The 14,649-nt window shown below is 61.4% G+C and carries 14 protein-coding genes; 12 read left to right on the top strand and 2 right to left on the bottom strand.

Features of this window, described 5'->3' with window-relative positions; all coding sequences use genetic code 11:
- The first annotated feature begins 76 nt into the window (after positions 1-76).
- From dnaJ to CS919_RS09505, 10 genes are all read left to right on the top strand, one after another.
- Positions 77-1,228 (top strand): molecular chaperone DnaJ, encoded by a 1,152-nt coding sequence (gene dnaJ, locus CS919_RS09460; protein ID WP_099299227.1) that lies wholly within the window; start codon positions 77-79, stop codon positions 1,226-1,228.
- Positions 1,229-1,993 carry a 16S rRNA (uracil(1498)-N(3))-methyltransferase gene (locus CS919_RS09465; RefSeq protein ID WP_099299228.1) on the top strand — a complete coding sequence of 255 codons (765 nt, stop codon included), beginning with the start codon at positions 1,229-1,231 and terminating at the stop codon, positions 1,991-1,993.
- A 1-nt stretch (position 1,994) separates the two neighbouring features.
- A complete protein-coding gene (locus tag CS919_RS09470; RefSeq protein ID WP_370737758.1) occupies positions 1,995-3,077 on the top strand; it encodes a PhoH family protein in 1,083 nt (360 codons plus the stop codon).
- Positions 3,074-3,634 carry an rRNA maturation RNase YbeY gene (gene ybeY / locus CS919_RS09475; protein WP_099299230.1) on the top strand — a complete coding sequence of 187 codons (561 nt, stop codon included), beginning with the start codon at positions 3,074-3,076 and terminating at the stop codon, positions 3,632-3,634. The genes CS919_RS09470 and ybeY overlap by 4 nt, the downstream gene beginning before the upstream one ends.
- Positions 3,635-3,667: 33 nt before the next feature.
- Positions 3,668-5,107, top strand: coding sequence for a hemolysin family protein (locus tag CS919_RS09480; protein WP_099299231.1), 1,440 nt, complete (start codon positions 3,668-3,670; stop codon positions 5,105-5,107).
- Positions 5,108-5,176: 69 nt separating this feature from the next.
- Positions 5,177-6,127, top strand: a complete 951-nt coding sequence (era, locus tag CS919_RS09485; RefSeq protein WP_194186715.1) for a GTPase Era — start codon at positions 5,177-5,179, stop codon at positions 6,125-6,127.
- A 68-nt stretch (positions 6,128-6,195) separates the two neighbouring features.
- Complete coding sequence (locus CS919_RS09490) at positions 6,196-6,984, top strand: DUF4282 domain-containing protein (protein WP_099299233.1); 789 nt, start codon at positions 6,196-6,198, stop codon at positions 6,982-6,984.
- A gap of 27 nt (positions 6,985-7,011) precedes the next feature.
- Positions 7,012-7,761, top strand: coding sequence for a DNA repair protein RecO (recO, locus tag CS919_RS09495; protein WP_099299234.1), 750 nt, complete (start codon positions 7,012-7,014; stop codon positions 7,759-7,761).
- Between the two features lie 97 nt (positions 7,762-7,858).
- The gene (locus CS919_RS09500) at positions 7,859-8,599 is read left to right on the top strand and encodes an isoprenyl transferase (RefSeq protein WP_370737759.1); all 741 of its coding nucleotides are present in this window, start codon (positions 7,859-7,861) and stop codon (positions 8,597-8,599) included.
- Between the two features lie 9 nt (positions 8,600-8,608).
- Positions 8,609-9,709, top strand: a complete 1,101-nt coding sequence (locus CS919_RS09505; RefSeq protein WP_099299236.1) for a VIT1/CCC1 transporter family protein — start codon at positions 8,609-8,611, stop codon at positions 9,707-9,709.
- Here CS919_RS09505 and CS919_RS09510 read toward each other — a convergent pair.
- On the bottom strand, positions 9,706-10,152 hold the full coding sequence (locus CS919_RS09510; RefSeq protein WP_099299237.1) for a Fur family transcriptional regulator: 447 nt from the start codon (positions 10,150-10,152) through the stop codon (positions 9,706-9,708). The genes CS919_RS09505 and CS919_RS09510 overlap by 4 nt on opposite strands.
- Positions 10,153-11,121: 969 nt before the next feature.
- Here CS919_RS09510 and CS919_RS09515 point away from each other — a divergent pair.
- Both CS919_RS09515 and CS919_RS09520 read left to right on the top strand, forming a co-directional pair.
- Complete coding sequence (locus CS919_RS09515; RefSeq protein WP_099299238.1) at positions 11,122-12,501, top strand: glycine--tRNA ligase; 1,380 nt, start codon at positions 11,122-11,124, stop codon at positions 12,499-12,501.
- A gap of 7 nt (positions 12,502-12,508) precedes the next feature.
- Positions 12,509-13,102 (top strand): hypothetical protein, encoded by a 594-nt coding sequence (locus tag CS919_RS09520; protein ID WP_099299239.1) that lies wholly within the window; start codon positions 12,509-12,511, stop codon positions 13,100-13,102.
- A gap of 42 nt (positions 13,103-13,144) precedes the next feature.
- On the opposite strand, the gene CS919_RS09525 is transcribed toward CS919_RS09520, so the two are convergent.
- Positions 13,145-14,578, bottom strand: coding sequence for a coiled-coil domain-containing protein (locus CS919_RS09525; RefSeq protein ID WP_099299240.1), 1,434 nt, complete (start codon positions 14,576-14,578; stop codon positions 13,145-13,147).
- Between the last annotated feature and the right edge of the window lie 71 nt (positions 14,579-14,649).

Consider the following 14,649-nt stretch of genomic DNA (forward strand, 5'->3'; position numbering starts at 1 on the left):
AAGAACCTTTCCAGAAAATACGGTTATCGAGGACTCACTATGCCAACTACCTGATGTGAAGGGGCGAGACCGAAACGTGGCACGAGATTACTACGGCATCCTCGGTGTGGATCGCGATGCAACTGATGCGGAGATTAAGAAGGCGTACCGCAAGCTCGCGCGCAAGTATCACCCAGACGTAAATTCTACTGAGGAGGCCGCGGAGAAGTTCCGCGAAGCGGCGCTGGCACAGGAAGTGCTGACCGACCCGCAGAAGCGCTCCATCGTTGATGCCGGAGGCGATCCGGAAGAGCAGGGCGGCTTCGGCGGACAGCCAGGCGGCGGCTTCGGTGGCTTCAGCGGCGGCGGTCTGGGCGATATCTTTGACGCCTTCTTTGGCGGCCAAGGTGGCGACCGCGGCCCGCGCGTATCCCGCGTGCGCCCCGGCGCCGATGCGCTGCTGCAGATGGAGATCTCCCTGGAGGACGCCTTCACGGGCGTGCAGCGCGATGTCACCGTGGATACCGCCGTGCAGTGTGATGTCTGCGATGCCACCGGCTCTGCCAACAAGTCCGAGCCCGAAACCTGCCCGACCTGTCAGGGTCAGGGCCAGGTCGCGGAGCTGCAGAACTCCATCTTGGGCCGCGTGCAGGTGGCGCGCACGTGTTCACGTTGCCAGGGCACCGGCGAGATCATCAAGGATCCGTGCGAGAACTGCTCCGGCGATGGCCGCGTGCGTTCCCGTCGCGATCTCGACATTGCGGTGCCAGCCGGCATCGCCGATGGCATGCGCATCCGCTTGGCAGGCAAGGGCGAGGTAGGCCCCGGCGGCGGCCCGAACGGCGACATTTACGTGGATATCCACGTGGAAGAGCACCCCTACTTCCTCCGCGATGGCGATGACCTGCACGTCACCCTCCAGGTGCCCGCAGTGGACGCCACTCTGGGCGCCTCGGTGGACGTGACGATGCTCGATGGCTCCGTGACCACCGTGAACGTTGTCCCTGGTACGCAGCCTAATTCCACGGTCCGTCAGTCCGGGCTGGGCATGCCGCGGTTGCGCCGCGAGGGCTCCGGCAGCTTGATCGCCCACGTGGACGTCATGATTCCTACCTCCGTGGATAAGCAGAGCCAGGAGTTGCTGGAAAAGCTGCGCGCGCACTCCAAGCAGACCGCGGGCGTGGCCACCTTGTCCGAGGGCCGCAGCAGCGGATTGTTCTCCCGCCTGCGCGCCAAGTTCGGGCGCTAGATGACGGATCCGGTCTTCATCCACCCGTTGCCGCAGGATTGCGGTGCGGGTTCCGCGTTTGCCTTGACGGGTGCCGAGGCACGCCACACTGAGGTCAAGCGCATGCGCGACGGTGAACCCCTGGTGGTCACCGATGGCGTGGGCAGCGCCATTCGTGGGCACTGGTCCGCAGGCCAAGTGGTGGTTGACGAGCAGCTGGGGGTTACCCCCCAGGTGCCTCGCGTGACCGTGGTGCAGGCCATCCCGAAGTCCGACCGCGCTGAGCTCGCGGTGGATCTGATGTCCCAGGCGGGTGCGGACCGGATCATTCCGTGGGCTGCCTCGCGCAGCATCGCCAAGTGGGACGGCAAGGAAGAAAAAGCGCGGATGAAGTGGGAAAATGCTGCCCGTTCCGCAGCTAAGCAGTCCCGGCGCTTACTGCTTCCCGAGGTCACGGAGCTGTTGCGCCACCCACAGGATCTGGGTTCTTTTTTCGACGCCAACCCCGCCTCCTCCGCACCAAAAATCTTGATTCTCCACGAGTCCGCCACCCAGGGGATCCAAGCCGTGGACTTTTCCGGGGTGGAAGACGTGGTGCTGGTGGTCGGTCCTGAGGGCGGTGTCAGTGAGGACGAACTGGAGCAGTTTGCCGCGCTGGGCGCACAGCCCATTCGGCTGGGTCCGGAGGTGTTGCGCACCGCCACGGCAGCCAGCGTAGCTTTGGGCGCGCTAGGCGTACTGACTGCACGCTGGGGAAACGAGACGGGTAAGGCTACAATCGGCTGACATGACACCACCAATTGATGCGCGTATGCGCAGCGCTGCTCGCCCTCGGGTCGCCAGCTCCACGGTGGAGGTAGATCCAGACGCAGTGGTGCAGGTGGCCGGAGCCGCCGATGAAAACCTGCGCGTCGTGGAAGATGCAGTGGACGCGGATCTGCTGACCCGTGGCAATCACATCACCATTCGTGGCGAGGCCTCGGAAGTCTCTCGTGCCCGGCGCATCGTCCAGGAGCTGATCACCCTGGCCGCTAGGGGATCTCAGATCACGCCCGATACCACCAGGCGAGTGATCCAGCTGGTGGATGAATCCACCTCGGCGTCGTTCGCAGAAGCAACCACGTCCACCGCACCCATCGTCAGCTACCGCGGCAAGTCCGTGCGCCCAAAGACGTTGGGACAGCGCGAGTACGTGGACGCGATCGATAAAAGCACCGTGGTGGTAGGCATCGGGCCTGCTGGTACGGGCAAGACGTACCTGGCGATGGCCAAGGCCGTGCAGGCGCTGATGAACAAGGACGTGCAGCGGATCATCCTCACTCGCCCCGCGGTGGAAGCGGGCGAGAAGCTGGGATTCCTCCCCGGCACGCTGGGGGACAAGATTGATCCCTACCTGCGCCCCTTGCACGATGCCCTGCGGGAGATGGTGGATCCTGAGTCCATCCCCAAGCTGATGGAAACTGGCGTGATCGAGGTGGCTCCGCTGGCCTACATGCGCGGGCGCACCCTCAACGGCAGCTTCGTGATTCTGGACGAGGCGCAGAACACCACTCCGGCGCAGATGAAGATGTTCCTCACCCGCTTGGGCTTCGGCTCGAAGATGGTGGTCACGGGCGACCTCACGCAGGTCGACCTCCCCGGGCACCAAGAGTCCGGACTGTCCGTGGCGCAGAAGATCCTGAACGATGTTGATGGGGTGCACATCGCTCGCCTGGATCAGGACGACGTGGTCCGGCACCACCTGGTCAGCCGCATCGTGGCAGCGTATGACCACTTTGAGGCGGAAGAAGAATTGCGTCGAGAAGATGAAAAAGAACGGCTACGGGAACAGGCCGCAACCAGGGCGACCAGCAAGAAGGGCAAGCAGTGAGCATCGAGGTTTTTAACGAATCCGGGCGCGGTGAGGTCAACGAGGAAGAATTGATTGACGTGGCGCGCTACGCGCTATGGACGATGGACGTGCACTCCGCCGCGGAGCTATCCATCCACATCGTGGACGAGGATACTATCGCTGACCTGCACGTTCGATGGATGGATCTGCCTGGTCCCACGGACGTGATGAGCTTTCCGATGGACGAGCTGACCCCAGGGTGGGGCCGCAAGGATGGTCCACCGACCTCGCCGGCGATGCTCGGAGACATCATGCTCTGCCCCGATTTCGCGGAAGGCCAGGCGACCCGCGCGGGCCATTCGCTGGCTCACGAGCTGGATCTGCTGACCGTGCACGGTGTGCTGCACCTGCTGGGCTTTGACCACGTCACCCCGGCCGAGGAGCAGAAGATGTTCTCGCTGCAGAATGAGATCTTGGCCAATTGGTACGACTCGCAAGTGGAGCGCGGCGTGAAGTTCGGGCCGAAGCCTTCCGGCGCCGGCGCGTTCCCTTCCGCGGCGGATCGCGATGATTCCTCCAGCATGGGCAAGGGTTAACAGCATGATTCAGCACGACGGAAAGCGAGCCGCATGGACACATTAACGGTGGTGGGGATCCTCATCGGGTTCCTGACCCTGGCCTTGGGCGGTGTGCTGTCCTCGGTGGAAGCCGCAGTGGTGACTATCTCTCGGGCGCGGGTGGAAAACCTGGTCAAGGAGGACAAGCCGGGTGCGGAGCGTCTGCTGCGTTTGGTGACGGACAAGGCGCGGCATGTGAACTTGCTGGTGCTGCTGCGCACCATCTCTGAGGTCACGGGCGCGGTGCTGGCGGCGGCTGTGTTGCTGCGCGTTATGGACAGCGAGACGTGGGCGATCGTGGCCACTATCGCTGTGGTGACCATCTATTCCTTCGTGGTTATCGGCGTGCTCTCCCGCACGCTGGGCCGCAAGAATCCGTATACGGTCAGCTTGTTGGCCGCTCCTGTGCTGTTGGCAGTGGGAACGCTGCTCAGCCCGGTTTCTCACTTGCTGGTGAAGGCCGGCAACGTGCTGATTCCTGGCAAGGGTTTCCGCGACGGTCCTTTCGCCACGGAGATCGAGCTGCGCGAGATGGTGGACATCGCCTCGGAGCGCGGCATCGTGGAATCCGACGAGCGGCGCATGATCCAGTCCGTGTTTGACCTGGCCAGCACCACGGCGCGCACCGTGATGGTGCCGCGCACGGAGATGCTGTGGATTGAGGGCGATAAGAACCTTCACCAGGCGCTGAACCTGTGCATCCGCTCTGGTCATTCCCGCGTGCCGGTGATCGGTGAGGACGTGGATGACGTGATCGGCGTGGTCTATCTGAAGGACATCATCGTGGAGACCTCCCGTACTGGCGGTTCCGTGACGGATGTTCAGCGGGCGATCCAGGTTCGGGAGGTGATGCGCCCGGCGAAGTTCGTGCCGGATTCCCGCTTGCTGGATGATTTGCTGCAGGACATGCAGTCTGAGCAGATCCACCTGTCTTTGCTTGTGGATGAGTACGGCGGCATCGCTGGTTTGATCACCATCGAGGACATCCTGGAGGAGATCGTGGGTGAGATCGCGGATGAGTACGATGCCACCGAGGTTTCTCCTGTCGAGGATCTGGGCGACGGCCGTTTCCGCGTGGTCGCGCGTCTGAGCTTGGAGGAAGTCGAGGAGTTGTTCAATGACCCCGAGATGATCACCGAGCTGGAAAGCCGCGATGAGGACGAGGACACGAGCCCAGAGGATCTGGACGAGGATCCCGTGGAGATCCTCGAGGACACTCCGGATATTGAGTTCTCCGATGAGCAACACGAGGAAGTGGAGACCGTGGCTGGTCTGGGCGCGTTTGAGCTGGGCCGTGTTCCGCTTCCCGGCGCCGAGATCACCACTGCTGGACTGCACTTTTTGTTCGAGGGTGGCCGCGATAGGCGTGGTCGCATGAAGATTCGTAGCGCGGTGGTGCAGCGTGTTGATTCTGTCTCCGACGCCACACCCCATTCACACCAAGAGAAATGACACCCCATGGCTACTGGCTTTCCAGATTTCCCCGACTTCCCCGATGAGTCCGCTTTACCCGAGGATGCGATGGCAGATGCCTCTGCGGGTGTAGATGCCCCTGTCGCGCGCGCTGATTTCTCCGCCCCAGAGGGGTTCCGCTCGGGCTTCGTGAGCTTTGTGGGGCGCCCGAACACGGGTAAGTCCACGCTGACGAATGCCTTGGTGGGTGAGAAGATCGCCATCACCGCTGACCAGCCGGAGACCACGCGCCACCCAATCCGTGGCATTGTGCACCGCGAGGATGCGCAGATCATTCTGGTGGACACGCCGGGGCTGCACCGTCCGCGCACGCTGCTGGGCGAGCGCCTCAATGAGATGGTCAAGGAGACTTACTCCGATGTGGATCTGATCTGCATGTGCGTGGCGGCGGACGAGAAGATTGGTCCGGGCGACCGTTGGATCGTGGAGGCTGTGCGTGCTGCCGCGCCGAAGACTCCGCTGGTGGGTGTGGTGACCAAGCTGGATAAGGCATCCAAGGATGAGGTGGGTGCTCAGCTGCTGGCTTTGCACGATCTGCTGGGCGGTGACGTGGTTCCCGTGTCCGCGACCAAGGATGTGCAGCTGGAGGTGCTCATGGATGTGCTGGTTCAGCATCTTCCGGAGGGCCCGCGCTACTACCCGGATGATCACATCACCGATGATGACCGCGATACCCGCATGGCGGAACTCATTCGCGAAGCGGCCTTGTCCGGGCTGCACGATGAGCTCCCGCACTCCGTGGCCGTGCAGATCGACGAAGTACTGCCCAACCCCACGCGCGAGGGCGTGCTGGATGTGCACGCGGTGATTTACGTGGAGCGCGAAGGCCAGAAGGCGATACTGCGTGGCAAGGACGGACGTAGGCTGTCCAAGACGGTGCATGATGCGCGCAAGCAGATCATTGATTTGGTGGGGCAGAACGTCTTTTTGGACGTGCGTTTGAAGGTCGCGAAAAACTGGCAGTCTGATCCGAAGCAACTGGGCCGGATGGGCTTCTAGGCTGGTAGGTTTTAAATCTGAATCTCGAAGGCACTGTAAGGCACTGACCGAAAGGTATCCCCACACTTATGACTACTCCACAAGATCCCAACAACTCTGATTCCAACCCAGAATCCAACTCAGCATCCAACTCTGAGTTCAACGGAAGTAACGATTCCACCGGCTCCACCGGTTACGGCTCCCACGCCGCCAGCTCTTCGTTTGGTTCTTCCCAGGACAACCAGGATCACACCACTCAGTTCGGTGCCAATGACCAGACTCAGCAGTTTGGTCAGGATCAGCAGTTCGGCGGCTACGACCAGACTCAGCAATTCGGTCAAGACCAGCAGTTCAACCAGAATCAACAGTTCGGTCAGGATCAGCAGTCCGGCGGCTACGGCCAGACCCAGCAGTACGGTCAGGATCAGCAGTACGGTGCTTACGGCCAGAACCAGGCCGCGTTTGGCGCCTACCCGCAGCAGCAGGCTCCCATCGCCGGTGCCAAGAAGGACAGCTTCTTCAGCGCTCTGTTCGATCTGAGCTTTACCAAGTACGCCACCCCATCTGTGGCTAAGACCGTTTACATCATTTCGATGGTGGTCATCAGCCTGTACACGCTTTTCGGAATCATCGCCTGCCTGGCACTGTTGGCAGACGGTGGCGCAGAAGCTGTATTCGGCCTCATCTTCGGTGTCCCTATCGTCTTGCTGCTGGGTCTGACGATGCTGGCTTTGTTCCGCGTGTCTCTGGAAGTCTCTGTAGCGCAGATCCGCACCTCGGAGGCTGCGATGAGCATGAACAACCGCCTCGCACAGTCCAACACTCAGGCCTCTGCCACCAACGATCCTTTCGGTGGTTACAACAACCAGTCCTTCTAAGGGCTCTCGCTCAATTAGGAAGTCCACATGCCTCATTACGGTAGTCCCCCGAACTACCGCGACGAGGCTTTTGTGTTGCGCACCCACAAGCTGGGTGAGGCGGATCTGATTCTGGTGATGCTGACCGCAAAGCACGGCGTGGTGCGCGGGGTGGCCAAGGGTATCCGCAAGACGAAGTCTCGTTTCGGCGCGAGGTTGGATCGCTTTTCCCGGGTGAACGTGCAGATCTACCCCTCGCGCAAGTCCGGCCCCTCCGGGTTGGCGAATGTGACGGATGCGACCACCGTGGCCACTTACGCGCCCGCCATTGTGGCTGATCCGGACCTCTTTTTCGCCGCGTCCGCACTGTTGGAGATGGCCTTATTGTTTGGCGATTCTGAGGTCTTTTTTCTTCTCGACGCCACACTCAACACCCTCGCCACGCCCGATTCCCATCTGCCACCGGTATCTGCCGTGGATCAGTTTGTCCTGCAGAGTCTCCAGCAAGCTGGATGGGCGCCGTCTTTGGTGGATTGTGCGCAGTGCGGAGCCCGGGGGCCACACCGGGCGTTTCACGCCCTAGCGGGTGGCGCTGTCTGCGGGTTGTGTCGTCCCCCGGGTGCCACACATCCGCCGGCAGAAGCGGTGCATGCGCTGTGGCTGCTTTCGAAGGGGCGCACGGATGTTGCGGCGGATATCTTGCAGGATTCCACAATCGCCCGCGCAGCCCACGAGCTATTGCTGGGGCATGTCCGCCAGCAGTTGGAAGCGCCATGCACGGCGTATGGCGCGCTGTAGAAAATCCCGAGATCCCCCGGAATTCATCGAGGGACCACCCAAGAAGATCACCGTGCGCTTATTTATTTAAGGCGCACTCTTTGGCAATATGGGACTGGTGAACTTTGACCATATTGATCGCGCAGATATCCCCACGGAGTTAACTCCTCGTCACATCGCCATCGTGATGGACGGCAACGGCCGTTGGGCCGAAGAGCGGGGGATGGTGCGCACTGAAGGTCACGAGAGGGGCGAGGGCGTTCTGATCTCTCTGGTGGAGGAGTGCTTGGAACTCGGAGTGGATTACCTTTCGGCATACGCTTTTTCCACGGAGAACTGGCGTCGATCTTCCGAAGAGGTCCGGTTCCTGATGGGGTTCAACAGGGACGTCCTACGGCGACAACGCGACTACCTCAACAGCCTCGGCGTGCGCGTGCGATGGGCGGGCAGAAGGCCCAGGCTGTGGCGGTCGGTCATTTCCGAACTGGAAAAGGCCGAGGAGCTGACCCAAGACAACACCAAGATGACCTTAGCGATGTGCGTGAACTACGGGGGGCGCGCGGAGATCGTGGACGCGGCGCGCGGGGTGGCGGACGCGGTGGCGAAGGGTCGGATCAAACCTCGTCACGTCAACGAGAAACTGTTTGCGCAGTACTTGGATGAGCCGGACATGCCGGATGTGGACTTGTTCCTGCGGCCTTCGGGTGAGCAGCGGACCAGCAACTTCCTGCCGTGGCAGTCCGTGTATGCGGAGATGGTCTACCAGGACGTACTGTTTCCGGACTACACGCCGAAACACCTGCGTGCGGCTGTGTTGGAATACGCCAAGCGCGATCGCCGTTTCGGCGGGACGAAGTAGGGGAGAGCGGTGGTCGAAGAAACTGGGATTGAGCCGACGCGCCAGCAGATCTCGCGGTGGCGGAAGCACCTCGCCGACGAGCGTGCCGAGGGTGCGGTCTACCGCGAGTTGGCGCGGAAGAAAACCGGCGAGGAGCGCGAGATTCTCATGGGCATCGCGGAGGCGGAGACTCGTCACGAGGAGTACTGGCGCGCCCGCCTGGGTGAGCACGTAGGTCTGCCGCGGCAGGCGAGCCTGAGCACACGCCTGATGGCGTGGATGGCCAAGCGCTTCGGCAGCGTGTTTGTGTTGGCGCTGCTGCAGTCCGCGGAGTCCCGCAACAACTACATCAAGGATGCGGATGCCTCGGAGCAGATGATCGCGGACGAAGCGATTCACGCCGAGGTAGTGCGCGGGCTGGCGGCTCGTGGGCGCGCGAAGATGTCCGGCGATTTCCGCGCGGCGATCTTCGGTGCCAACGATGGTCTGGTATCCAATTTGGCTCTGGTGTTGGGCATGGTCGGCACGGGCGCGTCGTCGCACGTGGTGCTGATTACGGGTCTGACTGGTTTGCTGGCCGGTGCGTTGTCGATGGCGGCGGGTGAGTATGTTTCGGTCAGTTCGCAGCAGGAATTGCTCGACGCCAACCGCCCCGATCCCCACACTCAAGAATCCGTTCCCAAGTTGGACATGGAAGAAAACGAGCTGGAGTTGGTTTATCGTGCCCGCGGCATGAGCGCGGACGATGCCCGCGCCAAGGCTCAGGACGTGTTTGAGCACATCCAGGCGGGCGCCAATGATTGGAATAAGTCTGATCTGGAGCGCTCGGCGGTCGAGGATATTGAGGAGCCAGGCGGTTCGGGTATGTCCGCGGCGATCTCTAGTTTCTTCTGCTTCGCCGTGGGCGCGGTGATCCCTGTGGTGCCGTATGTGTTCGGTGCTTCCGGCACCTCCGCGGCGATTATCGCCAGCGTGACGGTGGGGATTGCGCTGCTGATGACGGGCGCTATTGTGGGGCTGCTTTCCGGCGTGGCTCCGGGCAAGCGTGCGCTGCGCCAGCTGTTGATCGGCTTTGGCGCGGCTGGCGTGACGTTCCTGCTGGGAACCCTGTTTGGGGTCAGCGCGGGCTAGCTGGTCTTTTGGCAGTTCTTGCAAAGGCCGAAGATCTCGGCGGTGTGGCCGGACTTCTGGAAGCCGTACTTTGTGGCGGTGTTTTCCGCCCAATCTTCCACGGGCCCGCCGTCGATTTCCACGGTGGTGCGGCAGTTAGTGCACACCAGGTGGTGATGATGGGTATCCATGGCACAGCTGCGGTAGAGGGTTTCGCCGGAATCGTCCTGGAGAGTGTCTATGGCGCCTAGCTCAGAAAGTTGCTGCAGCGTGCGATAGACGGTGGTTAAACCCACTTTTTTCTCTTCGTTGCTGAGCTTCATGTGGATGTCCTGGGCGGAGGCGAAGGTAGTGATTCCCTCCAACACGTCTTGGACGGCAGCGCGCTGTCGGGTGTTGCGCTGCCCGATCTTGGGCCGTGAACCCTCGGAAGTGTTCTGAGTTTCAGCGGTCGAACGGGTCATGGAAAGCTCCTTGGCGCGCAATGCATCGCGAGTTTGCGGTGTGTACGTTGTGCCTGCGTTGAGTGAATCTTATTTCTACGGATTGCTGGCGTATTCTCGTGTGTCGCTCGCGACATCTCGGCTAGTGGGATACGGAGATTCTGCAGGTAGAGCCCCAGCTTAAGCGTCAAGATCATCGTTTTCAATTAGGTGTCAATAATCCAGCCCTTGCCCGCCGAGTAAGCGCGAGGAAAGAACCCTCCAGGACTTGACACCCACCAACGTGGGACGTTTAATGTACGTAGTTCCCTGGCGCAGTGTTAACCCCCCCCTACGCTGCGCCAACTTATGGGAACAGGCCCCATTCTCTTCGGAGAACAGCGTGGCCGGAACCCGCAGCAACCCCCCCTAGCTGCGGGTTCTTTTATATCTTCTGCTGGTTCACAGGGGTTCCCGAGTATCGCCCGTGTGCTTGTGTGCGGTTACTGCGTTGTCCGAGTATGGCCCGTGTGCCAGGTTTTCCGCTCCGTTACTTCGGCCCGAGCCGTCCATTTCTGGCGTCTGGTCCAGCGGTTTGCACAACGATCCCCCGGAAGTGCCACGGGTTTTGCATTTCCCCAGGTCGCGAAAAGGTGCGTGGCACTTTCGGGGGATCATTGTGCAAAACGAGGCTCAGTCAACGCGGGGTGTGCTGCTCCCGCGAGTCAGGAGTGGAGTCCCGGTTACTATCCGGAGTCTTGTCATTGAGCTTCTTGGTTACCCCAACGCGGAGGGTGGGAGGAGTATGCCGTCGGGAAGAAGAACACAACAACACACGGAAACAGGGAGCGGAAGTGGGCGCGCAAACGCCGCAAACCCCGGTAGCTGCATTGTCCTGCCAAACCGCTAGGATGTGAACCAGTAAGCACGCACTATCTTCCGTTGGGAAACCTCAACCCAGAGTCTTCCCACACCGTTTCCTACATAGATTTCCAAGGAGCACCGCGAAACATGGCTGGCACTGTCGATGCTGTTGTAAACCTCGCTAAGCGTAGAGGTCTGGTCTACCCATGTGGAGAAATCTACGGCGGAACACGCTCCGCATGGGACTACGGCCCGCTAGGCGTGGAGCTCAAGGAAAACATCAAGAAGCAGTGGTGGCGCACCTTCGTCCAAGGCCGTGGCGACGTGGTGGGCCTCGATTCTTCCATCATCCTGCCTCGCCAGGTGTGGAAGGCCTCCGGCCATGTGGCTACCTTCACCGACCCGCTGGTGGAATCCCTGCACACTCACAAGCGCTACCGTGCTGACCACCTGCTGGAAGCATATGAGGAAAAGCACGGCCACCCACCGGAGAACGGCCTGGCGGACATCAATGATCCTGAGACCGGCCAGCCCGGCAAGTGGACTGAGCCGCAGATGTTCTCCGGCCTGATGAAGACCTTCCTCGGCCCAGTCGACAATGAGCAAGGCCTGCACTACCTGCGTCCGGAAACCGCGCAGGGCATCTTCGTCAACTTCAAGAACGTTCTGACCACCTCCCGCCAGAAGCCGCCGTTCGGCATCGGCCAGGTGGGTAAGTCCTTCCGCAACGAGATCACCCCGGGCAACTTCATCTTCCGCACCCGAGAGTTCGAGCAGATGGAAATCGAGTACTTCGTGCCCGAAGACATGGCGGACGAGAAGTTCCAGGAATGGGTAGACGCCTGCTGGAATTGGTTCGTTGAACTGGGCATTGACCCAGAAAACATGCGTCAGTTCGACGTGCCAGAGGACGAGCGCGCGCACTACTCCGCCGGCACCATCGACATGGAGTACAACTTCGGCTTCCAGGGCAACCCATGGGGCGAGCTGATGGGCGTGGCCAACCGAACGGACTACGACCTGAAGTGCCACATCGAGGAGTCTGGCGAGGATCTCAGCTTCTTCGAGCAGGCCACCGGCGAGCGTTACGTTCCTTGGGTCATCGAGCCTTCCTTCGGTCTGACCCGTGCGATGATGGCGTTCCTTGTCGACGCCTACGACGAGGAAGAAGTACCTAACTCCAAGGGCGGAACGGATTCTCGGACCGTGCTTCGCCTAGACCGCCGATTAGCTCCAGTGAAGGTCGCGGTGCTGCCACTGTCTAAGAAGGAGACGCTGACACCGACCGCGGAGAAGGTTGCCGCACAGCTGCGTGGATTCTGGAACGTGGAATACGACACCTCCGGCGCTATTGGCCGCCGTTACCGCCGTCAAGATGAGATCGGTACGCCGTTCTGCGTGACCGTGGACTTCGACACGCTCGAAGACAATGCGGTGACCGTGCGCGAGCGCGACACGATGGAGCAGGAGCGCGTGCAGATCGAGGACCTGCAGGGTTACTTGGCGCAGCGCCTGGCTGGTTGCTAAACGGCAGATGAACAAGGATATTCGCTGGGGTGTGCCAAGTGATGGGCACACGTTCCCTATTTATGCTGGTCCAGCCGATGACATGGATCGAGTGGCTGAGTTTGCTGACGAGCGCGGCGTGACGCACATCCGCTTCGGTGGAGATGTGTGGAAGCTGGAGACGGCTGAGGTTTCCGACAGTGGTGTTGGTGGTGATGGTGATGGTGACGCTGGCGGCAAAGTTGAGGGACTTACCGCGCAAACTGGGACTGGTGAGTGGACGGCGGTCGGCAACGACGAGTCATTCAAGAAGTCTGACCGGTACACAGTGAAGGCAGACCGGCACGTCATTGAGATTGTGGCGGAATCCAGCAAGAACTTTGTGCTCGACATCGACGGACAGAAGGCGGGTCAGTTCACCTCGAACAACCGTGGGCTGCGAAACCTGCATGTGGAATTTGAGGGACCGGGGGAGAAGCTCCCTCTTGACGTGCAGATCTTCGTGTCTTGGGTGGCGCGACGCTGCATGGAAGTCCGGATGGTTTCCTCCGTCTGGGCATGGACGCTGCTGATGCTGCTGTTCATTCCGTTCGCGGTGATGTACTGGATCGGACTTATCTAGCTCCTGTTTGGCATCCGCGCTGGTGTGCCAAACAGAGCCGAGCTAGAAGCTGCTGGAGCCACCGCCGCCGAAGTCACCTCCGCCACCGAAGCCCCCGCCAAAGCCACCATCGCCGAAACCGCCGCCCCAGCCTCCACCGAAGCCACCATTTCCACTGAGCAAGCTACCCAGCACCATGCCGGTGATCATGTCGCCGCCACCTCCGCCGCGGTAACTATTCCTCCGGTTGAACTCCTCGATATCCCGCTGGGCCTGCGCTGATGCCGTCGTGGCCATCTGGCTTGCTCGCTGGGCCGCCAGGAACGCCTCCTTCGGCTGCTCAGTCCGCCGCTGCACGGCAAAGTCCAGCGCCTCCCGGGCGGCCCGTGCCGAGGATCGCGTATCCACGCTAATGATCTTTCCGCGGTTGGAAATCGTGTCCTCTACGGCCTGCAAGCGCTGCTGCACGTCGTGGATCGTCCGGTCCACCATCTGGATGGTGCGCTGGTAGTTGTTATCGGCGCCGCGCGCTTCGTCCATCTCCAGGTCTAGCTGGCCGTCCGCTTCGAGCAGCTCGGAGTAACATCCCAGCGGATCCGTATCGCCCATCTCCTGGGCCCGCTGCAAGGCGCTTTCCGCGCGCGCCACCGCGGCGTCCAAGCCGGAGCGGTCAAAGTCCGCGCCGGATTTCCGCAGATCAGCGGCCTCAGCTAGCTCTTCGGCTACTTCAGTTTTCAGCGCGTCCAAGTTCCGGTTCGCAGCGGTCATGTGCTCTTCAGCCCGCTCCACGGCCGAAAGCTGCTTGTCCGCCTGCTGGCACGCCATGCGTGCGGCATTCAGCGCATCCACCAGCCCGGATTGCCGCCCGGCGGGCAGGTTCAGCATCGTACGTGCTTCATCCAGAGCTTTCTCCGCCTCGTCAATCTCGTGCTCGGCCACGTCCGGGTTGTCTACGATAGAGACCAGCTGCTCGCGGGAGTAGCGCTGCTCCAGTTGCGCCAACTTCTGTCGCGCATCCGGAATGCGCGTGCGCAGCGCGATGTTCTCCTGCCGTAGCTCGTCCACCAACTTCGGTGCGTCAATCAGCTCGCGCCGCAGCTGGGCGAACTCCTCGGAGCGCGCATCCAGCTCGTCATCGGCCTGCCCACACGTGGATACAATTTCCACCAGGATCGATCGCTGCTCGTTCTCATCCGCGTACAGCTCGCTGCGTATGCGCTGGTGCAGGCCATAAGCGTTGTTCAGCGTCTTGCGGGAGTTAGACAGCGCGCGGGACAAGCTGCGCGTGCGTTCCTCGCCGAATTCCGCCACCGCCAGGTCCAGCTCCTCGGAGCCCTTGCGGATGGATTCATCCGTGCTGTGCAGCTCCTCATCCGCCAGCGCGCGCAGCACGTGCGTGGGCTGGGAGGCGAGATCCGCGGTGTCATCCGGCGCGATCGTCCGCGCCGCGTCCAACTGCTTTTCTTCCCGATTCTTGCGGTTGCGGCGGGACCCCACCTCTCTCTTTTTAACATCTCGATGTGGATAAGAGAAAGGGGTGGGGAAGGGGCGTTCGTTTTGTGTCCGAC

Source organism: Corynebacterium dentalis (genome assembly GCF_900232865.1).
GTDB classification, from domain to species: domain Bacteria; phylum Actinomycetota; class Actinomycetes; order Mycobacteriales; family Mycobacteriaceae; genus Corynebacterium; species Corynebacterium dentalis.